The organism is Bradyrhizobium sp. IC3195, assembly GCF_020193585.1.
Classification (GTDB): Bacteria; Pseudomonadota; Alphaproteobacteria; order Rhizobiales; family Xanthobacteraceae; genus Bradyrhizobium; species Bradyrhizobium yuanmingense.
In genome coordinates this window covers 585,969-610,909 of record NZ_JADYVG010000002.1, presented here as the reverse complement: position 1 = coordinate 610,909, position 24,941 = coordinate 585,969, and the positions used below count along the sequence as shown (strand labels likewise).

Annotated in this window: 25 protein-coding genes; 10 read left to right on the top strand and 15 right to left on the bottom strand. The window is 65.5% G+C overall.

Annotated features, from left to right (window positions below):
• Window positions 1–81: 81 nt before the first annotated feature.
• Window positions 82–888 carry a cyclic nucleotide-binding domain-containing protein gene (locus tag I6F09_RS06670; protein ID WP_192893158.1) on the bottom strand — a complete coding sequence of 269 codons (807 nt, stop codon included), beginning with the start codon at window positions 886–888 and terminating at the stop codon, window positions 82–84.
• Between the two features lie 228 nt (window positions 889–1,116).
• Entirely contained in the window at window positions 1,117–2,196 is a 1,080-nt protein-coding gene (locus I6F09_RS06665; RefSeq protein ID WP_057029492.1) for a hypothetical protein, read from the bottom strand.
• A 226-nt stretch (window positions 2,197–2,422) separates the two neighbouring features.
• Here I6F09_RS06665 and I6F09_RS06660 point away from each other — a divergent pair, with 226 nt between their 5' ends.
• On the top strand, window positions 2,423–4,330 hold the full coding sequence (locus I6F09_RS06660) for an acyl-CoA synthetase (protein ID WP_225187704.1): 1,908 nt from the start codon (window positions 2,423–2,425) through the stop codon (window positions 4,328–4,330).
• A 168-nt stretch (window positions 4,331–4,498) separates the two neighbouring features.
• Complete coding sequence (locus I6F09_RS06655; protein WP_225131932.1) at window positions 4,499–6,325, top strand: caspase family protein; 1,827 nt, start codon at window positions 4,499–4,501, stop codon at window positions 6,323–6,325.
• Between the two features lie 19 nt (window positions 6,326–6,344).
• Here I6F09_RS06655 and I6F09_RS06650 read toward each other — a convergent pair whose 3' ends face one another.
• Together I6F09_RS06650 and purB are read right to left on the bottom strand one after the other, a co-directional pair.
• The gene (locus tag I6F09_RS06650; RefSeq protein ID WP_036012899.1) at window positions 6,345–7,517 is read right to left on the bottom strand and encodes a M20 aminoacylase family protein; all 1,173 of its coding nucleotides are present in this window, start codon (window positions 7,515–7,517) and stop codon (window positions 6,345–6,347) included.
• Between the two features lie 168 nt (window positions 7,518–7,685).
• Entirely contained in the window at window positions 7,686–8,993 is a 1,308-nt protein-coding gene (gene purB, locus I6F09_RS06645; protein ID WP_225187703.1) for an adenylosuccinate lyase, read from the bottom strand.
• Window positions 8,994–9,556: 563 nt separating this feature from the next.
• Between purB and I6F09_RS06640 the strand changes: the two genes are divergently transcribed.
• Window positions 9,557–10,144, top strand: coding sequence for a TetR family transcriptional regulator (locus I6F09_RS06640; protein ID WP_225187702.1), 588 nt, complete (start codon window positions 9,557–9,559; stop codon window positions 10,142–10,144).
• A 30-nt stretch (window positions 10,145–10,174) separates the two neighbouring features.
• On the opposite strand, the gene I6F09_RS06635 is transcribed toward I6F09_RS06640, so the two are convergent.
• The 3 genes from I6F09_RS06635 to I6F09_RS06625 form a co-directional block, all read right to left on the bottom strand.
• On the bottom strand, window positions 10,175–10,471 hold the full coding sequence (locus I6F09_RS06635) for a hypothetical protein (RefSeq protein WP_109143242.1): 297 nt from the start codon (window positions 10,469–10,471) through the stop codon (window positions 10,175–10,177).
• Between the two features lie 110 nt (window positions 10,472–10,581).
• Window positions 10,582–11,235, bottom strand: a complete 654-nt coding sequence (locus tag I6F09_RS06630) for a response regulator transcription factor (protein ID WP_036012892.1) — start codon at window positions 11,233–11,235, stop codon at window positions 10,582–10,584.
• Window positions 11,236–11,242: 7 nt separating this feature from the next.
• The gene (locus I6F09_RS06625; protein WP_225185526.1) at window positions 11,243–12,613 is read right to left on the bottom strand and encodes a histidine kinase; all 1,371 of its coding nucleotides are present in this window, start codon (window positions 12,611–12,613) and stop codon (window positions 11,243–11,245) included.
• 198 nt (window positions 12,614–12,811) lie between these two features.
• Between I6F09_RS06625 and I6F09_RS06620 the strand changes: the two genes are divergently transcribed.
• The 5 genes from I6F09_RS06620 to I6F09_RS06600 all read left to right on the top strand — a co-directional run bounded on the left by I6F09_RS06620 (window position 12,812) and on the right by I6F09_RS06600 (window position 17,159).
• The gene (locus I6F09_RS06620) at window positions 12,812–13,582 is read left to right on the top strand and encodes a MotA/TolQ/ExbB proton channel family protein (RefSeq protein ID WP_057029496.1); all 771 of its coding nucleotides are present in this window, start codon (window positions 12,812–12,814) and stop codon (window positions 13,580–13,582) included.
• The gene (locus I6F09_RS06615; protein ID WP_036012886.1) at window positions 13,579–14,265 is read left to right on the top strand and encodes a hypothetical protein; all 687 of its coding nucleotides are present in this window, start codon (window positions 13,579–13,581) and stop codon (window positions 14,263–14,265) included. The genes I6F09_RS06620 and I6F09_RS06615 overlap by 4 nt, the downstream gene beginning before the upstream one ends.
• Window positions 14,258–14,863 (top strand): hypothetical protein, encoded by a 606-nt coding sequence (locus tag I6F09_RS06610; protein WP_036027815.1) that lies wholly within the window; start codon window positions 14,258–14,260, stop codon window positions 14,861–14,863. The genes I6F09_RS06615 and I6F09_RS06610 overlap by 8 nt, the downstream gene beginning before the upstream one ends.
• Before the next feature lie 118 nt (window positions 14,864–14,981).
• Window positions 14,982–15,722, top strand: coding sequence for a metallophosphoesterase family protein (locus tag I6F09_RS06605; protein WP_057029497.1), 741 nt, complete (start codon window positions 14,982–14,984; stop codon window positions 15,720–15,722).
• Window positions 15,723–15,725: 3 nt separating this feature from the next.
• Complete coding sequence (locus tag I6F09_RS06600) at window positions 15,726–17,159, top strand: bifunctional serine/threonine-protein kinase/universal stress protein (protein ID WP_225187701.1); 1,434 nt, start codon at window positions 15,726–15,728, stop codon at window positions 17,157–17,159.
• 27 nt (window positions 17,160–17,186) lie between these two features.
• Here I6F09_RS06600 and I6F09_RS06595 read toward each other — a convergent pair whose 3' ends face one another.
• The 5 genes from I6F09_RS06595 to rpe form a co-directional block, all read right to left on the bottom strand.
• Window positions 17,187–17,375, bottom strand: a complete 189-nt coding sequence (locus tag I6F09_RS06595) for a hypothetical protein (protein ID WP_109143246.1) — start codon at window positions 17,373–17,375, stop codon at window positions 17,187–17,189.
• A gap of 21 nt (window positions 17,376–17,396) precedes the next feature.
• Window positions 17,397–17,576, bottom strand: coding sequence for a hypothetical protein (locus I6F09_RS06590; protein ID WP_036012879.1), 180 nt, complete (start codon window positions 17,574–17,576; stop codon window positions 17,397–17,399).
• Between the two features lie 5 nt (window positions 17,577–17,581).
• Window positions 17,582–17,722: a hypothetical protein gene (locus tag I6F09_RS06585; protein WP_167361692.1), complete on the bottom strand. Its 141-nt coding sequence runs from the start codon at window positions 17,720–17,722 to the stop codon at window positions 17,582–17,584.
• Between the two features lie 90 nt (window positions 17,723–17,812).
• On the bottom strand, window positions 17,813–18,412 hold the full coding sequence (locus tag I6F09_RS06580; protein ID WP_225187700.1) for a hypothetical protein: 600 nt from the start codon (window positions 18,410–18,412) through the stop codon (window positions 17,813–17,815).
• Between the two features lie 47 nt (window positions 18,413–18,459).
• On the bottom strand, window positions 18,460–19,161 hold the full coding sequence (rpe, locus tag I6F09_RS06575) for a ribulose-phosphate 3-epimerase (protein WP_109143248.1): 702 nt from the start codon (window positions 19,159–19,161) through the stop codon (window positions 18,460–18,462).
• A gap of 255 nt (window positions 19,162–19,416) precedes the next feature.
• Between rpe and I6F09_RS06570 the strand changes: the two genes are divergently transcribed.
• Window positions 19,417–20,166 carry an EF-hand domain-containing protein gene (locus I6F09_RS06570; RefSeq protein ID WP_225187699.1) on the top strand — a complete coding sequence of 250 codons (750 nt, stop codon included), beginning with the start codon at window positions 19,417–19,419 and terminating at the stop codon, window positions 20,164–20,166.
• Between the two features lie 13 nt (window positions 20,167–20,179).
• Here the strand turns inward: I6F09_RS06570 and I6F09_RS06565 are convergent, their stop codons facing one another.
• From I6F09_RS06565 to I6F09_RS06555, 3 genes are read right to left on the bottom strand one after another with little or no spacing between them, the layout of a single operon-like run.
• Window positions 20,180–20,392 (bottom strand): KTSC domain-containing protein, encoded by a 213-nt coding sequence (locus tag I6F09_RS06565; protein WP_036027804.1) that lies wholly within the window; start codon window positions 20,390–20,392, stop codon window positions 20,180–20,182.
• Between the two features lie 48 nt (window positions 20,393–20,440).
• Window positions 20,441–21,439: a P1 family peptidase gene (locus I6F09_RS06560; RefSeq protein ID WP_225187698.1), complete on the bottom strand. Its 999-nt coding sequence runs from the start codon at window positions 21,437–21,439 to the stop codon at window positions 20,441–20,443.
• Window positions 21,440–21,494: 55 nt separating this feature from the next.
• The gene (locus I6F09_RS06555; RefSeq protein ID WP_036043571.1) at window positions 21,495–24,308 is read right to left on the bottom strand and encodes a PAS domain S-box protein; all 2,814 of its coding nucleotides are present in this window, start codon (window positions 24,306–24,308) and stop codon (window positions 21,495–21,497) included.
• A gap of 233 nt (window positions 24,309–24,541) precedes the next feature.
• Here I6F09_RS06555 and I6F09_RS06550 point away from each other — a divergent pair, with 233 nt between their 5' ends.
• Window positions 24,542–24,928 (top strand): response regulator, encoded by a 387-nt coding sequence (locus I6F09_RS06550; RefSeq protein WP_128264566.1) that lies wholly within the window; start codon window positions 24,542–24,544, stop codon window positions 24,926–24,928.
• The last annotated feature ends 13 nt before the right edge of the window (window positions 24,929–24,941 follow it).

Below are 24,941 nucleotides of genomic sequence, written 5' to 3'. Positions count from 1 at the left end.
GATCCCGCAAAGACCGGGGGGCGTCTCGTGTCACGGACGCGCTGCGTCGTCATCCCCGGCGTCAGATCGGCCGCGCGGCGCTCACGCGATCCTGTTGGTGGTGGTCCCGCGCTCGGTTGCCAGCTGCTTCTGCAGGCGATCGATGTTCTGCAACAGGCGCTGGCTGGTCAGCACCAGGAAGTAATAGCCGAATTGCGGATCCTGGAAGTAGATCTCGAGCAGCCGGTCATAGGTGATGGTCAGCACCTGGCCGTCCTCGATGCATTCGACCGTCCCCGTGCGCCGGTTGTCCGGCGTGAGGAAGCCGAGCTCGCCCATCAGCGCCCCGGGCCCGATCTCGACGTTGATCTCCTTGACCAGGAACTTGCCGGTGACGGTGAGGAACATTTCGTTGGCTGGGTCACGCATCTTGAAGAGGATGTCGCCGTGCCGGTATCTGCGCTCGGTCATGAATGGCTTGAGCCATTCGATCGACATGTCCCCTTCGGCCGCATGGCGCGCCTTCTTGACCAGCTTCAGCATCTGCCGCAGGCGCAGCGCGTTGATCGGAAGCATCAGGAGATAGAGCAGGAACGTCGCGACGTTGGCGGAGAGCGCGCCGAAGAGAGCGAAGAACGCGCAGCCGATCATGTTGGCGACGCGCAGCGGCACCATTGTCCGCATCAAGAGGGTGGCGACGAAGAAGACCGCCCCGACCACGGCGAACAGATTGGCGAGCGTGATGTTGTGGACGAAGATCTCCAGGAGCCGGTTGAAGATCGCCTCGTAGGTGACGCTGTCGGGATCGAGCCCCATCTGGACCAGGATTTTCGCGATCCTGAGGTTGTCCGTGGCCGCTTCGAGGATGCGGTCGAGGATCGACGAAACGTCTGCGCTGCCGGACGGCATGGTACTAACCCCACGTAAGGCATTCAGTCCTGGTCGGCACCCGTATAGCCGAAATCGAATGACGACCGCTTGAATGACGCTTCGGCCATCGTGCCGCAAGGGGCAAATTTTAGCCTGATCGGGCGTTTCGGCAATTGCCCGTTGGTTGCGCGTCCGGCCGCGCAGGCCCGTGATTCGGGCCAGCCGTGCGGGCTTGAGCGTCGCTGACGGGCCCGAAGCGACCTTCGTTTACGGCTTGGCGGCGGGTTGCACGACCCGCTGCTCGACGAGGCCGAGCCGCCCCGGCAGAGAGCCGGCGCGCAGCAGCATGGCGACGCTGTTGGCCTCTTCCAGGGTGAAATTGCCGGAAATCTGGCCGGAGCCGCCGGTGATGGGCTCGCGGATCACGGGCGCGGAGATCACCTTGTCGTCGAGCACGATGGCAAAAGGCTTTCCGACATTCTCTGCCGTGATATGGGCGAAGCGCCGCGTGCCGCGGCCGTTGAAGCGGAACGATGCGATCGGCTCCTTGCTGTCGCCGGTCAATCCCGGGCCGGCATAGCTGATCTCGCCGCCCTCGAGGGCGCTGTCCTTGGCGACGAGATAAGGAAGCTTGTCCTTGAAGCCGAGCAGGACTTCCGTGCCCGCCGGCGGTGTGCCCGATTGCGCCTGCTCTGCGGACATCGAGAGGTCGATCAGGCGGAAGCCGACCTTGACCTTCCTGGCGAAGATCGCGGTGATTTGCTCGGGCTCCATCAATCCGGGCAGGAAGATGCGGATACGGTCCATTCCCTCGGGCTGGACGCTGGCGAGCTTGACGCCGGCGTCCTTGAGGCGCTGCTCGATCATGGCGATGGAATCTTCGACGAGATCGCGCAGCCGCGCGGCGGATGCGGCATCGGTCGGCGCGAGCCTGAGCAGCCCGTCGCCGGCGTCGGTGACGTTGAGCGCGTGTGTCGGCAACCCCTCCGCCGCCGCGACGAGCTTGCGCGTGAGCTGTTCGCGGCCTTTGCCGTCAGCGATCTTCACGTCGACGCCGCCGTCGCGGATCGCAAGTCCGGAGAACGCGATGCGGCCCTCGCGCAGGATCTTGTAGACGTCGTCGCGCAAATCCGTGACGACCGCCTCCCGCAAGGCATCGGTGTCGACCCTGTAGACGATCCGCGATCCGCCCAGCTTCTCCATCTTGTCGGCGATGAAGGCGGCGACCTTGACCCGCACCTTGTCGAGCTGGCTGTCGGCAAGCGAGGCACCGGGCAGGGCGATCGCGGATACCATTGTGAACGCAGCGACCAGCCGTGCGATCCGGTTCCGCAGGGGCGTCGTCATGATGACCTCGAGTCTTGCGGCAGGGCGCTGGCGAGTGAATTCAGTGGCAGTTCTTGGTCCCTCGATCAGGCGCAGAGGTTCAAGTGGCGCAGCCGGTAGGCAATGGACGAACGGCAAATCATCCATCATTCTGGTCCGGCTCGGCCGAACACGGCCGAGACCTCGCCGAACCAAACTGTCAAAAGATACGGCGGCGGGGACATGCATCTGAGGGAGGACGGAATTCATGGCGGGCATCCACGCGCTCGATCGGTTGATCGGCAACGACTATCCGGAACTGTTGACGGACGAGGAGGTCCGGGCGTTCGAGCAGGTCCCCTACGCCGACCGCGTCGCGGCCGAGAGTACCTATGACGCCATCAGGCTTGGTGCCGAGCGCAATCCCGACGGGGCGGCGATCCAGTTCCTGCAAAATGCCGATCCCGCCGACGCGCCGCTGGTCGTCACGCACCGCGATTTCATCGCGCGCGTCACCCAGGCCGCCAACATGTTTCACGCGCTCGGCGCCGAGAAGGGCGACGTCATCAGCTTCATGCTGCCCTTGGTGCCGGATGCGTTCGTCACTCTGTTCGGCGCCGAGGCCGCCGGCATCGCCAATCCCGTCAATCCGCTGCTCGAGCCGCACCAGCTCGCCGAAATCCTGGAAGCTGCGAACACCAAGATCCTGGTGGCGCTCGGGCCGATGCCGGGCACCGACATCTGGCAGAAGGTCGAGCAAATCCGCCCGCATCTGAAGCATCTGAAAGCCATCGTGCAGGTGTTCGGCGGCGGCGATCCGGCCAATGGCATCTTCGCCTTCAGCGACCTGATCAAGCAGCAGCCGTCGGATCGGCTGGTCAGCGGGCGCAAGATTCGCGGCAGCGACATCGCAGCCTATTTCCACACCGGCGGCACCACGGGTACGCCCAAGCTGGTGCGGCATACCCATGCCAACCAGGTCTATCAGGCATGGGCTCTCAATCTGTTGCTGAAGGGGAAACCCGGCGCCAATCTGCTGTTCGGCATGCCGCTGTTTCACGTCGGCGGATCTCTGACGCAGGTGCTGACGACTTTGTCGGGCGGGGGTTCGCTGGTCGTGCTGTCGCCGAGCGGCTGGCGCAACCCGAATGCGGTGAAGAACATCTGGCAGCTCGTCGCGCGCTTCAAGCCTGAAGCTCTGTCGAGCGTGCCGACCGTGCTCGCAGCGACGCTCGCGGTGCCGCCTGGGAATGCGGATATCTCGAGCCTGAAATATGCGGCCGGCGGCGGCTCGGCGATTCCGGTCGCGGTCGGCTCGGCGATTCAGGAGACGCTGAAGCTGCCGGTGGTCGAGGTCTACGGCATGACCGAGACCTCGAGCGTGCACACGCTCGCTTATCCGGGCCGGCCGATCCGGCTCGGCTCGGTTGGCCTTCCCATGCCCTATGCGCGCGTGCGCATCGTGCAGCTCGACGCCGACGGCCGCCTGATCCGCGACTGCAAGCCGGACGAGATTGGTGTCGTCATCATGGCCGGGCCCGGCGTGTTCGGCGGCTATCTCAGCGACGAGCACAACAAGGGTGCCTTCATCGACGGGGTCTGGGTCAATTCCGGCGATCTCGGGCGGCTCGATGCCGACGGCTATCTGTGGATCACCGGCCGCGCCAAGGATCTCGTGATCCGCGGCGGCCACAACATCGATCCGGCGCCGATCGAGGAGATCATGTTCCGCCATCCCGCCGTCGGCTTCGCCGCGGTGGTTGGCCAGCCCGACGCCTATGCCGGCGAATTGCCGGTAGGCTACGTGCAGTTGAAGCCCGGCGCAAAGGTTGAGCCGGGCGAGCTGGAAGCCTGGGTGCGCGAGCGCACCCCGGAGCGCGCCGCCGTTCCTGTGCAGGTCATCCCGATCGATCCAATGCCGGTGACGGGCGTCGGCAAGGTGTTCAAGCCGCAGCTGCGCTGGGACGCGGCCGCGCGCGTGTTCACCAAGGTGCTGGCGCCGCTGGTCGAGCGCGGCATCGATTGCAAGGTGAAGGTCGGCCCGCACGGCAGCCACGGCTCGATCGCGACCGTGACGCTGACGGGCCTGCCGGCTGGGCAGCGCGAAGCGGTGGAGGGGGAGGTGCACGCACTGCTCGCACCCTTCGTGATGCGCCACGAGGTGGTGCAGGCGTAGGTCCGCGCCTGCGGGGCGAGGGCTGACTGCATTAGCTATAAGCCGCGATCGAGGAGTTTATGTGATGGGCCTCACATAGAAAAATTTGGCTTTCATCGACGCTCCGAATAGTCTCAGGGAATTGCATCCGAGGGGGCTGCAGTGATTCCGTTTCGGCTATTTGGTTTATTGATTTTTGCGACCTTACTGGCCTGCGGATCGGCACACGCCGATCGGCGGGTCGCGCTCGTCATCGGCAATTCCGCCTACAAGAGCGCGCCCAAGCTCACCAATCCCGCGAACGATGCCACGCTGATTGGCGGCATGTTCAAGAAGGCGGGCTTCGATTCCGTCGACGTCAGGCTGGATCTCAGTGCGAGCGAGATGAGGCGCATGTTGCGCGAGTTCGCCGGCAGGTCACGCGATGCGGACATGGCGGTGATCTACTATGCCGGCCACGGCATCGAGCTCGACGGCAACAATTATCTCATTCCGACCGACGCGACGCTGGAGACGGATGGCGACGTTCTCGACGAAACCATTCCTGTCGAGCGCGCATTGTTCGCGGTCGAGCCGGCCAAGCAGCTGCGCCTGATCATCCTCGATGCCTGCCGCGATAACCCCTTTGCGAAGACGATGAAGCGCACGCTGGCCTCGCGGGCGATCGGACGCGGCCTCGCTAAGGTCGAGCCAACCAGCCCGAACACGATGATTGCCTTCGCCGCGAAGGCCGGCTCGACTGCATCCGACGGCGATTCTCGCAACAGTCCGTTTGCTGCCGCGCTGGTCGAGCACCTGCCGAAGCCGGGCCTCGATCTGCGCAAGGCGTTCGGCTTCGTGCGCGACGACGTGCTCAAGACCACCGGCTACAAGCAAGAGCCCTATGTCTATGGCTCGCTCGGCGGCGACGACGTGCCGCTCGTAATGAAGCCGGCCGCAACCGGTCCGCAGGCAAACCCTCAGGACGCGGTTCGCAGGGACTACGAGCTCGCGCTCCAGCTTGCGACGCGCGATGCCTGGGAAGCCTTTTTGGCGACCTATCCGGACGGCTTTTATGCCAGCCTCGCCAAGGGACAGTTGAACAAGATCGGTGCCGAAGAGACGCGTCTGGCTGCCGAGCAAAAGGCCAAGGCGGCCGAGCAGGAAAAGGCAAGGCTGATCGCCGAGCGCGCCCAGAAAGCCGAGCAGGAGAAGGCGGCTGCTGCTGCGAAGGCCGCTGAAGAGGCGCGAATCGCTGCCGAGAAGCAAAAGCAGATTGAACAGGCCAGGGCGGAAGCGGCCGAGCAGCAGCGCAAAGCTGCCGAGGCGGCGGCCGCGAAAGCGCTGGCCGAGAAACAGGCGGCAGAGAGGGCCAAGGCCGAGCTGGCGGCCAAGCAGGCCGCCGAGAAAGCGGAGCAGGCCGCCAAGCCGGCCGCCGATCGGCAGATGCCCGAAGTCGAGAACCAGAAAGTGGCTGCGCTCTCGCCCGGACCCACATCCACATTATCGGCGGCCGAGCTTTCCAAATCGGTACAAAGCGAACTGCGCCGCGTCGGTTGCCTGACCTCGTCTGCGGAAAGCGAGTGGAGCTCGGCCGCGCAGCGCTCGCTGACGCTGTTCAACAAATATTCCGGCACCAAGTTCGACGTGAAGCTGGCCAGCGTCGACGCACTCGATGCTTTGAAGGCCAAGCCGGGACGGGTTTGTCCGCTGGTGTGCAATTTCGGATTCAAGGCCGACGGCGACCAATGCGTGAAGATCACCTGCCGGGCCGGTTATCGTGTCAACGACGATAACGAATGCGAAAAGGTGCAGGAGAAGAAGCCGGTTGCGACGCGCGAGAATTCCAGACCGCGAGACGATGAGCGGAAGGCAAGCGAGTCCGCGCCGTCAAAACCGCAGGCGACCGGTCAGGTCTTTTGCAACAGTGCAGGGTGCCGGCCGGTCCGGCAGGGTTGTCGGCTCGAGACGTGGGGCAATAGGACTGCCGGCCAAACGGCCGGCGGCGGCACCAGCATGGTCGAAGTCTGCAACTGAGCTGGTGATTGCCCGCCTGCTACCCCGCAGGCATTCGTGTTTCCACCAGCCGCGCCCAGAACGAGGCGCCGTGACCCAGAATGTTGTCGTTGAAGACGTAAGCCGGGTGGTGACACTCGTTGCCGTCGCCCATGCCGACCAGCACCATCGCGCCGGGGCGTGCTTCCAGCATGAACGAAAAGTCCTCGGCGCCCATCATCGGGACGAACTTGTCGTTGACGCGCTCAGTGCCGACGATGTCGCGCGCGACGTCGGCGGCGAGTGCGGCCTCGCGGGCATGGTTCATCGTCACCGGATACATCCGCGTGTATTTCGTTTCGGCCGAGCCACCATAGGCGCGGGCGATGCTGTCGGCGACTTCGCCGATGCGGCGTTCGACGAGATCGCGCACTTCGGGGTCGAGCGTGCGCACGGTGCCGGCGAGCTCGGCGACCTCCGGGATGATGTTGAAGGCGGTGCCGGAGTGGAATTGTGTGATCGAGATCACCGCCGATTTCAGCGGATCGACGTTGCGCGCCACGATCGATTGCAGCGCGTTCACGATTTGCGAGCCGATCAGCACGCTGTCGACAGATTTGTGCGGACCGGCGCCGGCGTGGCCACCCTTGCCGCGGACCGTGATCTGGATGTTGTCGGAGGAGGCGAGCATCGCACCCGGCGTGGTGGCGAAATGGCCCTCGGGCAGGTTCGGCATGTTGTGCATGCCGTAGACCTCCTGGATGTTCCAGCGCGTCATCAGTCCGTCCTCGACCATCGCCTTGCCGCCGCCACCGCCTTCCTCGGCGGGCTGGAAGATCATCACGGCCGTGCCGTCGAAATTGCGCGTCTCGGCGAGATATTTGGCCGCGCCCAGCAGCATCGCGGTGTGGCCGTCATGGCCGCAGGCGTGCATCTTGCCGGGGACCTTCGAGGCATAAGACACGCCCGACGTCTCCATGATCGGCAGCGCGTCCATGTCGGCGCGCAGGCCGATCGTCTTGCCGGAGGCCGACTTGCGGCCGCGGATCACGCCGACCACGCCGGTGCGGCCGATGCCCGTCACCACCTCGTCGCAGCCGAATTCGCGCAAGCGATCGGCGACGATGCCGGCGGTGCGGTGGACTTCGTAGAGCAGCTCGGGGTTCTCGTGGAAGTCATGGCGCCAGGCGGCCATTTCGTCGGAGAGGGCGGCGACGCGGTTGACGATGGGCATGAGGGAATCCGCTTTCTGGTTGTCGTTTGCAGGGTGGGTTAGCCCCGTGGATGCGCAAGCGCATCCACTTGGCGTAACCCACCACGGTTTCCGTGGGAGCGAAAGAGGTGGGTTACGCCCAGCGGACTGCGCTTCGCGCAGGCCGCAAGGCTAACCCACCCTACGATCCTACGCTTCCCCGAACACGCGCCTGAAGATCGTGTCGACGTGCTTGAGGTGATAGCCGAGGTCGAACTGCTCCTCGATCTCGGCGTCGGTGAGATATGTCTTCACCTCACTGTCCTTCTTCAGCAGCTGAAGGAAGTCGCCTTCGCCGCGCCAGACCGGCATGGCGTTGCGCTGCACGAGCTTGTAGGCGTCCTCGCGGCTGGCGCCCTTCTGCGTCAGCGCCAGCAGCACGCGCTGCGAATGCACGAGGCCGCCGAGGCGGTCGAGGTTCTTTTGCATGTTGGCGGGATAGACCAGCAGCTTGTCGATCAGGCCGGCGAGGCGCACCAGCGCGAAGTCGAGCGTCACGGTGGCGTCCGGGCCCATCATGCGTTCGGCCGAGGAGTGCGAGATGTCGCGCTCGTGCCAGAGCACGACGTTCTCCAGTGCCGGCGTCACATAGGCGCGCACCATGCGGGAGAGGCCGGTGAGGTTCTCCGACAGCACCGGGTTGCGCTTGTGCGGCATGGCGGAGGAGCCCTTTTGTCCCTCCGAGAAGAACTCTTCGGCCTCGAGCACCTCGGTGCGCTGCATGTGGCGGATCTCCACGGCGATGCGCTCGATCGAGGAGGCGATCACGCCGAGGGTCGAGAAATACATCGCGTGACGGTCGCGCGGGATCACCTGGGTCGAGATCGGCTCCGGCACGAGTCCCATGGCCTTGGCGACATGCTCTTCGACGCGCGGATCGATCTGCGCGAAGGTGCCGACGGCGCCGGAGATCGCGCAGGTCGCGACCTCCTTGCGCGCCGCGATCAGACGGTCCTTGGCACGGGTGAATTCGGCATAGGCATAAGCGAGCTTGAGGCCGAAGGTCACGGGCTCGGCATGGATGCCGTGGCTGCGGCCGATAGTCGGCGTCATCTTGTGCTCGAAGGCGCGCTTCTTCAGCGCGGCCAGCACCTTGTCGAGGTCGGCGAGCAGCAGGTCGGCGGCGCGGGTGAGCTGGACGTTGAGGCAGGTATCGAGCACGTCGGAGGAGGTCATGCCCTGGTGCACGAAGCGCGCCTCGGGGCCGACGATCTCGGCAAGGTGGGTGAGGAACGCGATGACGTCGTGCTTGGTCTCGCGCTCGATCTCGTCGATGCGGCCGACGTCGAAGATGGCGTCCTTGGCCTTGGCCCAGACCGTCCGGGCGGCCTCCTTGGGGATGGTCCCGAGCTCGGCGAGGGCGTCCGCCGCATGCGCCTCGATCTCGAACCAGATCTTGAACCGGGTCTGCGGCTCCCAGATCGAGGCCATTTCCGGGCGGGTGTAGCGGGGGATCATGGGGCGGCTCCAGGAAGGTGGGCGGGCGGTCCCGAGAACGGCGGCGCCGGCCAAAATGCTTTTTACGCCGTGATGTAACAGAGCAGGCAGGGCGAAACAAACGGTCTGGGCCCCGGAAGAAGGGCATCGCCGACCTTTCCACCAGACCGGCCGGCCGGGATGGCGGCGCCTGGCCGCAGATATTAGCTGTCAATCACGGATCATTGACTGACAGATATTGAAATCTGTCAGCGGGACGTGTATATCCGTTCTCGGACGCCCCGATTGGGCGTCCCGCGACAAGCCCCGGGGAGCCCGACATCCGAGCCACGCTCGGATCGGAGGGCGGATTGAAGAGCGGGGACCGCGGACGAATGGAGACTTAGACAATGACGACCGAAATCCTCAATTTCACTGGCGTGATTGGGCATTGGCTCAATTTGCTGGTGGCGCGCCAGATCGCGGCGCAGGCTGCAAAACTGCCGCATTAAGGCATAGGCTTTCCGAAACGACCGGCCAGGGCGCTTCGGAAGCAGCCCTACTGCCGGAGTAAACTGAGCCCTGAATGGGAACATGGTGCTGGCATGAATGAAGCCGTTGTCTTGACGCCGGAGCGGATCCTCGAAGTCACCGAGGACGTGCTCAGGCGTTACGGACTTGCCAAGGCCACCGTGGTCGACGTTGCCCGTGCGCTCGATGTGAGCCACGGCAGCGTCTACCGTCATTTCCCCAGCAAGGCCTCGCTGCGCGAGGCCGTTGCCAAGCGCTGGCTGGACCGCATCGACGCCCCGCTGCTGGCGATCGCCAGGGAACAGGGGGCGGCGCCCGACAGGCTCGACCGCTGGCTGCGCACGCTGTTCGCGGCCAAGCGTTCGCGTGTGCTCGACGATCCTGAAATGTTCGAGACTTATCTGACTCTGGCGCGTGAGGCCTGCGCGGCCGTCAAGTGCCACAAGGACACCATGATCGACCAGATCGCCGCGATCCTGACCGACGGCGTGCAGCAGGGCGAGTTCGCCGTAGGCGACGTCAAGGCGACCGCGCGCGCGATCTTCGATGCGACCGTCCGCTTCCACCATCCGGCCCATGCCGAGGAATGGAAGGACGCCGATCTCCCCGCGCGCGTCGATGCGACGCTGGCGCTGCTGCTGCGCGGGTTGAAGGCGGCCTGAGGCCGCAAGGACTGAGCCGCGTGCCGCCGATCAGCCTCTTGCCTTGTGAAGGAGGGCGCCGTCGCGCAGCGACGGCGAGTGCCTTCGCGCGTTGAGCGCCGGGTCGGACGACGGCACCACCGGCGGACTATCCGGATAGGCGTTGACTGCGATTTCGACGGCGTCCTTCGACCGCTTTCGAAGCCGGTAGAATGTCAGCTCCTGATCGAACATCGGGCAGCGAAAGTGGACGACGGCCGTGTCGGGCAGGCGGCAAAGTTCGTCGATGAGCTCGCCTACCGTGATGATTGGGGGATGGTCGACTGCTTTGTGGTGACCCTTACTCATGACCCTTTACTCCTTCTCTGCCGTACCAACCGGCGCCGGATCGGAACCGTTCCTATTTCGCCAGCAGATTGAGGAGCGTCGAGGGATCGGGTAGTGCGGCAGCTTTGCTGCTAGATCCTCGTCAGCCCGCAGGTCGCGGCGAGCCGCACCAGCTGCGCATCAGTGCGCGCGCCGGTCTTCGACTTGATCAGGTAGTGATAGTTCTGCACGGTCTTGACGCTGAGATTGAGATGCGCCGCGATCTCTTCGGTGGTGGCGCCGCCGGCGAACTGGCGCAAGATCTCGATCTCGCGCTCGCCCAGCTGGTCCAGCACCGAGCCGGTCGGGGACAGGCTGTCCTCCGCCAGCACATGCGCGATGTCATCGCTCATGGCGCGCTCGCCGCGGGCGACGCTGCGGATGGCGTTCACGACCGCGGACGGCTCGCTGCTTTTGGTGACGAAGCCGGAGGCGCCAGCGCCGAAGGCCGACTTCACCAGCACGGCCTCATTGTGCATGGTGAAGACGAGAATGCGCGCACGCGGGCTGCGGGCGCGGATGTTGCGGATCGCCTCCAGCCCGCTCGCGCCGGGCATCGAAATGTCGAGCACCACCACGTCGGGGTCATGCGCCTTGAACGCGCCGTAGGCGTCGGCGGCGTTGTCGGCTTCCGCCACGACATGCAAATCGCCCTGGCTCTCCAGCACGCGCCGATAGCCTTGCCGCACGATCGGATGGTCGTCGACCAGCAGCACGGAGATGCCTGTTGCCGCCACCTCGTTCATCCCGGCCTCATGCAGCGAGCGGAATGGTGGCGGCGATGCTGAGGCCGCGGTTCGCGGGCAGGATCGACAGCGATCCGCCGGCGGCCGTGACGCGCTCGCGGATTCCGGTGAGGCCGAAGCCGGCCGATTGCGCGACGCGCTCCGCATCGCCGCCGCCGTCGTCCTCGACGCGGATCAGCAGCGCATCGTCCTCGCCGGCGCGCCGCTCGACGCGGAGCGAGATCTCGCGCGCTGCACTGTGGCGCAGCGCGTTGGTCAGGCATTCCTGTGCGACCCGATAGGCGGTGGTGGCGGCCGGGCCGCTGATGTCGGTGAGGTCGCCCCTGAGATCGAGCTGGATCGCCGGCCGCGCGGCGCTGTGCGAGCGCCAGCTGTCGACGAGATTGACCAGGCTCGCCTCGAGCCCGAGCTCCTCCGGCAGCGGATTGCGCAGCCGGTTCAGCGCGTCGCGCAGCGAGGCCATCAGATGGTGCGTCGCCTGCGAGATCATGCGCGCGTCCTGCGCGATCCCATCATCCTTGTGCTGCTTCGTACTCGCCGTCTCGATCGTGTTGGCGAAGGCGAGAATGGCGGACAGATTCTGCCCGAACTCGTCGTGCAGCTCGCGGGCGAGCGCGCGGCGCTCGTCGTCGCGGATCTCGATCAGGCGGCGCGTCAGCGCGGCGCGCTGCTCGGTCGCTTCCTCCAGCCGGCCGCCGAGCTCGCCGACGGCGCTGCCGATCATCGCCAGCTCCATCGAGCGGAAGCGCGGCAGCCTGGTGCGATATTGGCCGCGCGCCATGCGCTGAAGCGCGGTGACGATCGCGCGCGCCGGCGCCAGCGCGTGCGCGATGGCGAGCGAAGCAAGCAGGGCGATCGCCGCCGCCATCAGCAGCGCGACGTCGATGACGTTGAGGACGTAGTCCCAGGCGAGCGCGATCGCGGCGGCCGCATGGGGCGTCGCAACGACGGCGCCGGCGGCTGCGGCGCGGGGACTGACGGGCCGCACCACCTCGGCGTGGCTGCCGAGGAAGCTCGGCACGATGGCGGCGAACCAGCGCGGCGGCGTCTTGCCCAGCCCCTCGCTCTGGCCGCAGAGCGGCTTCTCGAAGGCCGCGGCCGGCTGGAACTCGACGCAGACGCCGGGCGAGATCAGCTTCATCGTCTCCAGCGTGCGCCAGTCCGGAACCGGCAGGAGATGCTCGCGCGCCCTGCTGCTGCGCAACAACAGCTCGCGCCAATACAGCGCCTGAAGCGCCTGCGCGACCCGCTGCGCCGACGCCGCCGTCGCCCGATCGACGCTGCGATAGGCATCGAACGTGGCCCATACGGTCGCGGCTCCCAGGCACAGCGCTACGATTAGAAGCAGGCGGGCTACAAGCTGAAGCACGAGGCGCATGCGATCACCCCCGACGTTTGCTAAGGTCAGCCTAACAACGCCGCCGTGCCTTGCCAATCGCAGAACGCTAGGGATTGCAGCTCGGGCAAATTTCCCAAGCCGGATTGGGCATGGGTCTTTGGACCTGAAACGGCGGCTTTGATCTAATCGGTGAGGACACGTTGCAGGCCGGCGCCTGCAAGCCAGGAGCGGTGCAGCATGAGTTCGATGACGATTGGACCAATCGCAAGCCAGGCTGCCGATCCATCCGAGCGCAGCGCGCTGCTGTTCTGGATGATCTTCACCGGGCTGTCGATCTTCGCTGTCGTGCTGCTGTGGCGCTTCGGCCTGATTCACCTGATGCTGACCTCGGACCGCACCTACATTTCAGCGGTGATCGCGGCGCTCTACGTCCTTACCTGCGGCCACTGCTTCCTGCGGACCCGGGCCATCGCGCGGGAAGGGGCGGCGACGCGGCGCTGCCGCGCGGTGCTGTCGGCAGCGGGCGGCAGCAAGGCGCTCGATGCGAGCGCCGTGGCGCTGCCGCGCGGTCTGGTGCGCGACCACATCGAAAGCCTGGTGACCAAGGCCGCGGCGCAGGACTACCGGCCGGTCGACCAGACGCTGCTGCTACGTAATCTCGCCGATCGCTTGCGCGGCTCCAACGGGTTCGGCGCCTTCGTCTCCGATACGCTGATGAAGCTCGGTCTGCTCGGCACCATCATCGGCTTCATCATCATGCTGGCGCCGATCGCGGGGCTGGACGCCGCCGACAAGGTCGCGATGCGCTCCTCGATGGGCTTGATGAGCGACGGCATGGCGATCGCGATGTACACGACGCTGGCCGGCCTTGTCGGCTCGATCCTGATCCGCATCCAGTACTACATGCTCGACGCCGCGACCCAGCGGGTGTTCTCGGACGCGGTGGTGCTGACCGAGACCTATGTGACGCCGGTGCTGGAGCGCAAGGGTTCGGGAACGCCGTCATGATGGATGATTTCGGTCTCTATCCGCGCGAGGAGCCGTTCGACCCGCTGGGCGTGATGCTGTTCAAGGCGCTCCAGGTGATCGCCTTCCTGTTCTTCCTGGCGCTGCTGGCGGTCTCCCCCGACGCCAAGGACGGCAAGATCGATTCCAAGGCGGAGTTCATGATCACGCTGGACTGGCCGGACAACCACCCCGACGATCTCGACCTGTTCGTGCAGGATCCCGCCGGCAACATCGCCTGGTATCGCCACCGCGAGGCCGGCTTCCTCACGCTCGACCGCGACGACCGCGGCGGGGCCAACAATTTCATCATCGTCAACGGCAAGAAGATCGCCTCGCCGATCCGCGAGGAGATCGTCACCGTGCGTGGCATCCTCGCCGGCGAGTACGTCGTGAACGTCTCGCATTTCGTCGCCACCACGGGCGAGCCTGTGACGGCCGGTGTGAAGGTGCAGAAGCTCAATCCGACCGCGCAGGTGATCTTCGACAACAAGTTCACGCTCGACCACACCGGCGACGAGAAGACCGCGGTCCGATTCCGGATCGATGCGGAAGGCAAGGTCGTCGATGTCGATCAGCGGCCGAAATCGCTGTTGGAGACGTTCCGCAGCAGCTGGCGCAACGGCGGCGATCTCGATGCCAGGACCGGTGTGAGCAGGAACGCTACGAGGGTACGCCGTGAGTAACCTGCAAACGGTCATCCTGACGCTATCGGTCGCGTATGCCGTCATCGGCGCGCTGCTGCTGGTCGTTCTGGTCTATGCGCGGCTGCACTGGTCGCTGAAGGCGGTCGCCGTGGTCGTGACCAGCACCTTCTACATCGTCAGCTTCACCGAAATGCGCGGCCTGCTCGGTTGGGCCAGCACGGAGCGGCTGCCGACCACCTTCAAGCTGCTGAAGGCCCGCATCGTCGAGCCGCATTCGCTTGAGGGCGATCCCGGCTCGATCTATCTCTGGGTCGAGGCGCTGGACGAGGACAATCGCCCGAGCGGCATCCCGCGCGCTTTTCGTGTGCCCTACAATGACCGGCTGGCCGACAAGACCCACGCCGCCGAGAACGAGATCGCGGCCGGACATCCGCAAGGAGGGCGCGCGGCGGATTTCGGCGGCGGCGACGGCAGCCTGATCGACCTGGTTCGAGAATATGTGACGCCGAAGACCATCCTGGAGACCAGCGGCGGCGATTCCTCGACCGGCGAGTTCACTGCGCCGCCGGCCGGTGCCCAGGACGCGGTGTTCACGCCGATTCCGCCGCCCCGGATGCCGCCGAAGGACGAGCAATAGGCCCACCACCATCATCGTAGAGCAGTGCTGGCAAACGGCCCAGTGCTGGCGCATCCTGTTGACCTCCCTCAATTTGGCCTCATCGGCCTCGAATAAGAATTTGAGGGGTGGAGGGTGCGTGCTTCTCGCTGTCTTCTCGGATATCCATGGCAACAGGCAGGCGTTCGAGGCCTGCCTGAAGATCGCGCATGCGAAGGGCGCAGAGGGCTTCGTCCTGCTCGGCGACTTCGTCGGCTATGGCGCCGATCCGGAATGGGTGGTGGACACCGCGATGGAGCTGGTCGCGCAGGGCGCCGTCGCGGTGCGCGGCAATCATGACCAGGCGATCAATTCCACGGCCGAGACGATGAACGCCGAGGCGCAGATCGCGATCGAATGGACCCGCGGCCGCCTCGACACGGCGCAGCGGCGGTTTCTGGCCGAATTGCCGATGCAGGTGGAGGACGATGGCCGCCTGTTCGTGCATGCGGAAGCCTCGCATCCCCAGCGCTGGCACTATGTCCGCTCGACCGTGGACGCCGCCAAGAGCCTGATTGCGACACGGGCCCACGTCACCTTTTGCGGCCACATCCACAGGCCGGCGCTCTATTCGATGTCGGTGACGGCGAAGATGACGAGCTTCGTGCCGAAGACCGACGTCCCCGTGCAGCTCCTGCGCGGACGGCAATGGCTCGCCGTGCTCGGCTCGGTCGGCCAGCCCCGCGACGGCGATCCGTCGGCGGCCTTCGTGCTGTTCGACACCGAGTCGTGCCAGATCACCTATTGCCGCGCGCCCTATGACGTCGAGACCGCAGCGAGCAGGATCCGCGACAACGGTCTGCCGCCTTGGCTTGCCGACCGCTTGTTGCAGGGGCGCTGACGGATGCCCAAACCCCTGGTCAAGTCAGGCGCGGAGATCGACGGTTTTACGATCGGCGAATGCGTTCATGCCGGCGGCATGGCGACGCTGTGGACCGTCACCCATCCCGGCATCGACGTGCCCTTGCTGATGAAGATCCCGCGGGTGTCGGAGGGCGAGGACGCCGCCGCGATCGTTTCCTTCGAGATGGAGATGATGATCCTGCCGCGGCTGGCGGGGCCGCACGTGCCGGCCTGCTTCGGCACCGGTGATTTCGCCCGCCAGGCCTATGTCGTGATCGAGCGCATTCCAGGTGCCACGCTGTACAAGCGGCTCCCCGACCTGCCGCTGCCCTATGACGAGGCGCGGCAGCTCGTCGCCAGAATCGCCACGGCGCTTGCGGATCTGCACCGGCAGAACGTGATCCACCACGACATCAAGCCGAGCAGCATCATGTTCCGCGAGAGCGGCGAAGCGGTGCTGATCGACTACGGCCTGTCGCATCACAACCACCTGCCGGACCTGTTGCAGGAGGAATTCCGCCTGCCTTACGGCACCGCGCCCTATATGGCACCCGAGCGGCTGCTCGGGCTGCGCGACGATCCGCGCAGCGATGTGTTTTCGCTCGGCGTGCTGCTCTATTTCTTCACCACCGGCGAGCGGCCGTTCGGCGAGGGCGAGACGCTGCGGGCGATGCGGCGCCGGCTGTGGCGCGATCCGCATCCGCCGCGGAAGCTTCGTGCGGATTATCCGCCCTGGCTTCAGGAGGTGGTGTTGCGCTGTCTGGAGATCGAGCCGGTGTGGCGCTATCCGACCGCGGCCCAGCTTGCCTTCGATCTCGCTTATCCGGACCAGGTCAAGCTCACCGCGCGCTCGGAGCGGGTGAAGCGCGATTCCCTCGGCATCGCCTGGCGCCGGCGCTTCAACCAGGGTGTCATGGCGCCGCGCGCGAAATCGGATGTCGCAGCCCAGATCGCATCGAGCCCGATCCTCGCCGTTGCGCTCGACACGGCGGAGGGCGCTCCGGAGCTGAACGAGGCGCTGCGCGTGACCACCGAGCGCATCCTCGCCACCTTGCCCTCGGCGCGGCTTGCCTGCGTCAACGTGCTCAAGCTGAACCGGATTGCGATCGATCGGACGTTGGACGAGCAGGGCTCCAACAAGCATATCGATCGTCTGGTCGCGCTCAGGCATTGGGCAACGCCGCTCAAGCTGGACGAGAGCCGGCTGTCGGCTCATGTGCTGGAGGCGGTCGATCCCGCCGCCGCGATCCTGGAGTTTGCCAAGGCCAACCAGGTCGACCACGTCATCATCGGCGCGCGACAGAGCTCGTTCCGGCGCATGCTGCTCGGCAGCGTGTCGGCCAAGGTGGCCTCGGAGGCGAGCTGCACCGTCACCGTGGTGCGGCCGCCGCGATTGGCGGGGGACGGCGGCGGGCCGGAGGCCGGCGAAGGTTAGGCCGGCCGGGGCGATTTGCGGGCCGGATCAGGCCGCGTGGACGGCAAATGCGCGCTTGCGGCGGATCGGCCAGGCGAATTGCGGTCCCGGCTCGCCGTGATCGGCGCTGCCGCCGAAATACTGGATGATCTCGCGGCAGGGCTCGCAATTGAACAGGTTACGCGACGCGGACGCCTTGGTCATTTCCTTCAGGCAGTTCGGGCAATGCGGTTTCATGGGCGGTCCGGAAAAGAGGTCTTAGTGTCGGCGCGGCGAGCCAAGCGAACGGTCGAGGTCCGAATTGTCGAGCCCGGCATCGTCGTCCAGCGTGCCATCGGCGCGCTCGAGGCGGCCGAAGAAATAATCGAGGCTCGGATGCGGGCGCCGTGGAATCCGGCACCGGCGCTTCGGCTGACGCCTCACGAGTGCGATCTGCATGGACGTCAGCCCCTGGTGCGGTCGCGACGGATGTTGCGGGCCGGACGTGCCGGGGCCTCGACCGGTCCGGCCGAGGGACCGAACACCACAAACGCACTGAAACCAATCCACAACGCCACGCCAGTCCAAACCAGGGTCGTCGTCATGATGTGCTCCCGCGAAAACAGGCAGGAATCACTTGCAATGATTTGCGCGAATCAGTGAAGTCCGGATGAGTACGGACCAAGGCTACAATTTTAAGCTTTGCGCCTTGCAGAACCCGTGGAAGCCGCAGTTCTTCCCGCGTGCGACCGACGTACTTTGCCGGTGCGCGCATGATCGAGGATATCCCGGATGCGCCTTGCGTCTCGAACACAGCGAAACCCATAGCGCCCGGTGTAGTCGGTATCGGGCGAACGGGTCGAGCGCCCTGACGCAAAGTTCAGGTGGCCGACGCCGCCGCCGATGTCGAGGATTTCGAACACTTCATCCATGGCGTCGAACGAAGTAGCGGTCACGCTGCGTCTGCTCCAGGCCGTGCGCACGATCAGCGCGCGGCGGTCGGTGATCACATAAAGCGTCTGCAGGTCTTGAAGCAGCATCACGAACGGAGCTGCAATCATCCCAACTCCAATCATTGCCAGAGGTTGGGTCGCTTGGTCGATCCAATCGTTGCTGACGGCGATGACGGTCAGCAACAACCAGGGAAATCCGATCCACCAGAGAAATCGCCACATTGTCGCGTTGGCGGTGGCGTCGGGCTGCCCCTGCCAGACCACTTGCTCTCCATCATGAAGGGACTCGGCGAGAAGACGAAGCAGGCCGGCAGTAAACGGAGTGGCGCGGAGTTTATCCATTCCACTTGGTCGTAGCGGCCGCGGCTCCGGTTCGGATAGCGATGGTCTCAGATCGCCTCGCCGCGTGCCCCAAGTGCCGCGTTGCGGATCGCGGCGATGTTGGTCTTGTAGGCCTCCTGCGTGCCGCCTTTGAACACCGAGGTGCCCGCGACGAAAGCGTTGGCGCCGGCCGCGGCGAGCGCACCCGCGACATCGGGGCCGACGCCGCCGTCGACCTCGATGTCGATCGGGCGGCCCGCAACCATCGCGCGGATGTCCCGGATCTTGCCGATCGCGGAGGGGATGAAGGCCTGGCCGCCGAAGCCGGGATTGACCGACATCACCAGCACGAGGTCGACGAGGTCGAGAACGTATTCGAGCGCGCTGATCGGCGTCGCCGGATTGAGCGAGACGCCGGCCTTCTTGCCGAGCGCGCGGATCGCCTGGAGCGAGCGGTGCAAATGGGGACCTGCCTCCGCGTGCACGGTGACGTGGTCGCAGCCGGCCTTCGCGAAGGCCTCGAGATAGGGATCGCAGGGCGAGATCATCAGATGCGCGTCGAAGATCTTCTTGGTGTGCGGGCGCATCGCCCTGATGACGTCAGGACCGTAGGAGATGTTCGGAACGAAGTGCCCGTCCATCACGTCGAGATGGATCCAGTCGGCGCCGGCGGCGTCGACGCTGCGCACCTCCTCGCCGAGCTTCGAGAAATCCGAGGCCAGGATCGAGGGCGCGATGGCCAGGGGGCGGGGGGCGAAAGCTTGGGTCATGGCGCGTTTTCCCGGGGGCGGACGGACGACGAATGGCCTCGCCTAACATGGGCTCTTGTGGCGGGCAATGCAGGAGGGGCGCGCTTCCTGTGGGCGGAAATTTCTGCCGCCGGCGGCATGAATTGCCGATGTTCCCGCGGCCTGCACGACCCGACGGATGCGGAATTCGTTGAGCTTTTCGCGATGGCACGGCGCTTGCTGAGTTCAGCCGCAGAACATTGGTCGCGGCATGCCGCATCCTGTTGGAGTTGTGCAATGTTGTTCGCCCTTGGTGCGGTATCGAGCGCGCTCGACGCGATCCAGTCGCTGACAAACGCGAAATCGTCGTCGGCGGCGCACAAGATCGGCTCCTCGCAGAGTGCGCCGACCAATCCGTTCGCAATCGACAGCGGCAGCAGCACGACCGGCGCGACCTCGTCGGTCAATGCAGGTAAATATCCGCAGATCTCGGCGGAGACGATGAATGCGCTGTTCGCGGCGCAGGGCCAGTCGGCCAACGGCACATCCTCGACGTCGAAGGGCCGGGAGGCTGCGCTGAAGGATCTGTTCTCGCAGATCGACGTGGATGGCGACGGCAAAATCACCAAGTCCGAGTTCGAGGACGCGCTCGGCGCGGGCGGCACCAATCTGGCCCAGGCCGACGACGTGTTTTCGAAGATGGACGCGAATGCGGATGGCAGCGTCAATCTCGGCGAGATGACGAAGGCGCTGAGAGGCGGTCACGGCCGTGATCACGCGGAAGGCGCGGGCGATGGCTCGGATTCCTCGTCGCAATCCAGCCGCGGCTCGACGTCGACCACGACGACCAATGCCGACGGCTCGACCACCACCATCGTCACCTATGCCGACGGCTTCAAGATGTCGACCACGGTGCCGGGCGCCGCCGGCTCGTCGAATGCGAAAAGTGGCGGCAATTCGCCTTATGATTGGTTCGGGCAGATGATGCAGCGCCAGGCGCAGGCCACTGCGGGATCAGCAGCTTCATCGATGTCGATCAGCGTGTGAGCGCGTCCCGAAGTTACCCGGCAAGTTCGTGCGTGATGTCACGACAGGCATAGCGGTCGCGGATCTCGCGATTGAAGAACGTTCCTTTTGCGCGCGCATCCCTGAACGCAGCAGCGATCTCGGGCGGAACATCCTCATAGACATAGAGGCGCCCGCTGACGAACGTCACCTTCAGTTCGCGTCTCTCTGGCGCATAGCGAAAAAAGCGGATCACGGAAGAGGGCATGGCCGCACACCTTGTCCGCCGGGTAACGCTTGGGTGACGGTTTCGTTTCTAGCCGAACCGGTCCTTCCAAGCCGCCTGCGCGCCCGGAAACGGTAGGGCCGTCGCGCTGTAGACGCCGCGGGCGATCGCGCGGGCGACCACGTTGGCGGCGATCGTGCCGAGCTCGGTGAGGCCAACCAGCGGCTCGATCGGCGTTTCGCAGGTGGCGGCGGCGAACAGCACGTCGCCGTCGGTCGGCGCATGCACCGGATAGATCGCGCGGGCGAAGCCGGTATGCGCGATCATCGCCAGCCGCTTGGCCTGGGGCTTGGTCAGCGCCGCGTTGGTCACGACGGCGCCGATGGTGGTGTTCTCGCGCGCGCTCGCGGCAGGACCGCCCTTGATGCGCATGCGGAGCATGTCCTCGGTGAACTTGTCCGGCAGGCTGCGTCCACCGAATTCGCCGTCCACTTCGAACGGCGCCGCCCAGAACCACGGGCCATTGCCGACGGTGACGCTGCCCACGGCGTTGACGGCGACGATCGCCGCGACCTTGATTCCGCTCGGCGTCACGGCCGATGCCGAGCCAAGCCCGCCCTTGAACGTCGCGGTGGTGGCGCCGAAGCCGGCGCCGGCGCTGCCAAGCGCGAAATCCGCGCTGGTTGCGGCAGTCGCCGCGGCATAGCCGAGGTCGCGATACGGCGAGAAGCGTCCCCAGGCCTTGTCGCCGCCATTGAGCAGGTCGAACAGGATCGCCCCCGGCACGATCGGGATCAGCGCTTCGCGAACCCGGTGGCCGCGGCCCTGCTCGGCGAGCCGGGCCTGCACGCCGCCGCCGGTGTCGAGGCCGAAGGCCGAGCCGCCCGACAGCGCGATGGCGTCGACGCGCTCGACCGTGTTGGCGAGATCGAGCAGTGCATCCTCGCGCGTGCCGGGGCCGCCGCCGCGCACGTCGATCGCGGCGATCGCAGGAGAATCGAAGATGATCGCGGTCGCGCCGGAACCGACTTTCGGATCTTCGGCGTGGCCGACCCGGACGCCGGCGATATCGGTGAGAAGGTTCTTCAAGGCGGCCTCGTGTTTGAGAATTCAGGATCTGCGATAGCGCAGCAATGCCGCAGGCTCAACCGGCGAGCGCGGTCCTCAGCATCTTGGCGAGCTCGGACTTGCGGTAGGGCTTGGCCAGCAGCAGCACGCCGGAATCGAGCCGGCCGTGATGGACGATGGCGTTCTCGGTGTAGCCCGAGGTGAACAGCGTCTTCAGGTCGGGGCGGCGCTTGTGGGCTTCGTCGGCCAGCTGGCGGCCATTCATGTTGCCGGGCATGATGATGTCGGTGAACAGCAGGTCGATGGTCTCGTCGCTGTCGATGATATTGAGCGCCTCGGCGCCGTTGGCGGCCTCGAGCGCGGTATAGCCGAGGCTCTTGACCTGCGTCACGACATACTGCCGCACCAAGGCATCGTCCTCGACGATCAGGATCTTCTCGTTACCGCCGGTGATTGGCGCATTCTGGAGCGATTCGAACTCGGTCTCCTGCACACCGGTCGAGCGCGGCAGGTAGATCTTCACGCTCGTGCCGTGGCCTTCCTCACTGTAGATCTTGATGTGCCCGCCCGATTGCTTGACGAAGCCGAACACCATGCTGAGGCCGAGGCCAGTGCCCTTGCCAACCTCCTTGGTCGTGAAGAAGGGATCGAACACCCGGTCGATCAGCTCGGCAGGAATTCCGGTGCCGGTGTCGCTGACCGCGATCATCACGTAATTGCCGGCAACGACGTCGGGGTTCATGCTGGCATAGCCGTCGTCGAGGAAGATGTTGCGGGTCTCCAGCACCAGGGTGCCGCCCTCGGGCATGGCGTCGCGCGCGTTCAGCGCGAGATTGAGGATCGCGGTGGAGAGCTGGCCCGGGTCGACCAGTGTCGGCCAGGCATCCTCGGTGAGCTGCGGCATGATGGTGATCTGCTCGCCGAGCGTCGGATGCAAGAGCTTGGCGGCTTCGAGCGCCAGTGCGTTGACGTCGATCTCGCGCGGCTGCAGCGGCTGCTTGCGGGCGAAGGCGAGCAGGTGCTTGGTCAGCTGCGCGCCGCGCTCGGCGGCGTCGTCGATCAGCTTGGTGATCGCGGCAAGATCGGGCCGGTCGGCGACCGCGTCGCTGAGAATGCCGATCGTGCCCGTGATCACGGTCAGCACGTTGTTGAAGTCGTGGGCGACGCCGCCGGTCAATTGGCCGATCGAGTCCATTTTCTGGACCTGCCGGAGCTGGGCTTCGGCGGCCTGCTTGTCGGTGAGGTCGCGGCCGATGAAGAAGTGGCGTTTCACCGGCTCGGACCAGGTGCCCATCCAGTTCAGCGTGACCTCGTGACCGTCGTAATGGTAGTAGCGCGCCTCGAAGCTGCGCTTGACCGCGCCGCGACGGGCCGCCCGCATCTCGCTCCGCGTCTTCTCGAGATCGTCGGGATGGATGAACTCGATCGCGCTGTGCCCGACCATGTCCTCGGGGCTGTAGCCGAGAATGTTCTGCACGCTCGGGCTGACCTGGACGAAATTGCCGTAGCCGTCGGTGACCAGGATCAGGTCCTGCGATGTCTCGAAAATCCGCTGGCGTTCCTCGGTCTCGCGGCGCAGCTTCTCTCTAGCCTGCTTTTCTTCCGTGATGTCGTGGGCGATCTTGGAAGCGCCGATGATCTCTCCATCGTCGGTCCGCAGCGGCGAGACGTTCAGGACGACGTCGAGCGGGCGGCCGTCTTTGCGGATTCGGACCGTCTCGTGCTGGGCGATCGATTCATTGCTGGCGATCTGGTTGAGGGTGCTTCTGATCTCGCCCTTGCGATCCGGCGGCACGATGATGTCGATCGGCTTGCCGACGGCCTCGGCGGCGGAGTAGCCGAATAGGTTTTCGGCGGCCTTGTTCCAGCTGGTGATGATGCCGTCGAGCGACTTGGTGATGATCGCGTCATTGGAGGATTCGACCACGGCGCCGTACAGCGCGAGGCGCTTGCCGAAATAGTCGCGTTGCGAGGCCGATTGCTGGCGCAGCTTTCCGACGAGGCCCACTGTATGCGCCTGGAGGCGGACATTCTCGATCAGAAGCACCGCGAGCACGAAGGTCGCCGCGGCGAGGCCGTAGAGCCGGCCGGCATAGAATCCGAGATCGAAGCGCGCGACGTTGACGATCGCCGACAGAGCGATGTCGAACAGCCAGGCGCACATGACCACCATCAGCCAGATGTCGATCACCGTATGCGGCCTGCGGAACCAGAGCGAGACCAGCGCGGCAAAGCTCAGCGACCACACGAAGGACACGACGCCGATCATGGTCGCCGTGTAGCGGCCCTCGCTCAACAGGACCGGCAACAGATCGTGCTGCGCGGTGACGATCCAGGCGAAGACCGCCATCGCGGCGACGACGCCGAGCCCGCAGGCATAAATCGCGGTGCTTACCGCGCCGCGGATCCGGGGCCCACCGTCTTTCTCCTTCAGCCAGGCATATGCCATCACGCAGAGCGGAAAGCCGGCGTGCCAGATCATGTAGAGCCACACCGTGGTCTGTCGGCCCGCGCCCAGGAGTCCGGTCGGGGTGAACAGCCCTGGGAAGGTGAGGGCATGAACCAGCGCCGCCGCGGCGGTGAAGAGATAGCCGCTGGCGAGCCACAGCAGCGCGCGGGTGCGCAGGATCGCAAATTGCGACAGCAGCAGCACTGCCGTGACGATGTCGCTCACGGCCAGCGCGGATTGATAGCTGGCGACGAAGGCTGGCACCGGCAGGAGCGGGGTACCGGCAAAGGGCACGGCTGCGGCGAACAGGAGCGAGGACACACCGACAATCGTCAATGCTGCAGTGCGGTCGGCCGACGTGGCCGGCAGGGTCGACAGAAATGTGCTTCGGTCGATCGGCGCAGGCACGTCCATTTCGCGCGAGTCGATGGGCTTGAGCATCTCCGCTAGTCTCATTCGCCGGCAGTCCGTTCATCGTAGCGGGTTCTGGGCGCAGGTGGTCACGGAACCGGTTTACGACTCAACCGAGGGTTACAGCTTACCTAATTTCGGTGAGAGCACGGAACAGGGATTGGTAAGGGGCACTTTACTGGGCGGTGTCATAATGCCCTGCCGCTGCGGCCGGTTCCAGGCTTGAAACAGGCGATTTTGATTTCGAGATCGGGAGTTTGCCCATGCCCCGCGTTCTCATCATCGACGACCAGAAGGACGTCCGCGCGATGGTGGCGATCGTGCTTCGGGTCAACCATTTCGAGGTCGTGGAGGCCGAAACCGGCGCGGCGGGGCTGAAGGCCTTTGCGGAAAGCCGCTTTGACGCAGCGATTGTGGACATCTTCCTCGGTGATACCAGCGGCGTCGACGTCATCACCGCCTTGCGCGAACGCGCGCCGGCGCTGCCGGTGATTGCGGTATCCGGGATGACGGCACTCGATTTCATGGACCAATCGCCCCACCTCGCCAACGTGGTCGGCCTGCAAAAGCCGTTTCGGCCGAACGATCTGCTGCAGGCCCTACGGAAGGCCCAGGCCGCGGCCGGCGGCGAGATTTCGGCCGCGGTCTGACCGGCAAAAGAAC

Bases quoted from the DNA above. Each gene is read 5' to 3' on its own strand.
- I6F09_RS06670 (WP_192893158.1), bottom strand. From the start codon at position 888: ATGCCGTCCGGCAGCGCAGACGTTTCGTCGATCCTCGACCGCATCCTC.
- I6F09_RS06665 (WP_057029492.1), bottom strand. From the start codon at position 2,196: ATGACGACGCCCCTGCGGAACCGGATCGCACGGCTGGTCGCTGCGTTC.
- I6F09_RS06660 (WP_225187704.1), top strand. From the start codon at position 2,423: ATGGCGGGCATCCACGCGCTCGATCGGTTGATCGGCAACGACTATCCG.
- I6F09_RS06650 (WP_036012899.1), bottom strand. From the start codon at position 7,517: ATGCCCATCGTCAACCGCGTCGCCGCCCTCTCCGACGAAATGGCCGCC.
- purB (WP_225187703.1), bottom strand. From the start codon at position 8,993: ATGATCCCCCGCTACACCCGCCCGGAAATGGCCTCGATCTGGGAGCCG.
- I6F09_RS06640 (WP_225187702.1), top strand. From the start codon at position 9,557: ATGAATGAAGCCGTTGTCTTGACGCCGGAGCGGATCCTCGAAGTCACC.
- I6F09_RS06635 (WP_109143242.1), bottom strand. From the start codon at position 10,471: ATGAGTAAGGGTCACCACAAAGCAGTCGACCATCCCCCAATCATCACG.
- I6F09_RS06630 (WP_036012892.1), bottom strand. From the start codon at position 11,235: ATGAACGAGGTGGCGGCAACAGGCATCTCCGTGCTGCTGGTCGACGAC.
- I6F09_RS06625 (WP_225185526.1), bottom strand. From the start codon at position 12,613: ATGCGCCTCGTGCTTCAGCTTGTAGCCCGCCTGCTTCTAATCGTAGCG.
- I6F09_RS06620 (WP_057029496.1), top strand. From the start codon at position 12,812: ATGAGTTCGATGACGATTGGACCAATCGCAAGCCAGGCTGCCGATCCA.
- I6F09_RS06615 (WP_036012886.1), top strand. From the start codon at position 13,579: ATGATGGATGATTTCGGTCTCTATCCGCGCGAGGAGCCGTTCGACCCG.
- I6F09_RS06600 (WP_225187701.1), top strand. From the start codon at position 15,726: ATGCCCAAACCCCTGGTCAAGTCAGGCGCGGAGATCGACGGTTTTACG.
- I6F09_RS06595 (WP_109143246.1), bottom strand. From the start codon at position 17,375: ATGAAACCGCATTGCCCGAACTGCCTGAAGGAAATGACCAAGGCGTCC.
- I6F09_RS06590 (WP_036012879.1), bottom strand. From the start codon at position 17,576: ATGCAGATCGCACTCGTGAGGCGTCAGCCGAAGCGCCGGTGCCGGATT.
- I6F09_RS06585 (WP_167361692.1), bottom strand. From the start codon at position 17,722: ATGACGACGACCCTGGTTTGGACTGGCGTGGCGTTGTGGATTGGTTTC.
- I6F09_RS06580 (WP_225187700.1), bottom strand. From the start codon at position 18,412: ATGGATAAACTCCGCGCCACTCCGTTTACTGCCGGCCTGCTTCGTCTT.
- rpe (WP_109143248.1), bottom strand. From the start codon at position 19,161: ATGACCCAAGCTTTCGCCCCCCGCCCCCTGGCCATCGCGCCCTCGATC.
- I6F09_RS06570 (WP_225187699.1), top strand. From the start codon at position 19,417: ATGTTGTTCGCCCTTGGTGCGGTATCGAGCGCGCTCGACGCGATCCAG.
- I6F09_RS06565 (WP_036027804.1), bottom strand. From the start codon at position 20,392: ATGCCCTCTTCCGTGATCCGCTTTTTTCGCTATGCGCCAGAGAGACGC.
- I6F09_RS06555 (WP_036043571.1), bottom strand. From the start codon at position 24,308: ATGCTCAAGCCCATCGACTCGCGCGAAATGGACGTGCCTGCGCCGATC.
- I6F09_RS06550 (WP_128264566.1), top strand. From the start codon at position 24,542: ATGCCCCGCGTTCTCATCATCGACGACCAGAAGGACGTCCGCGCGATG.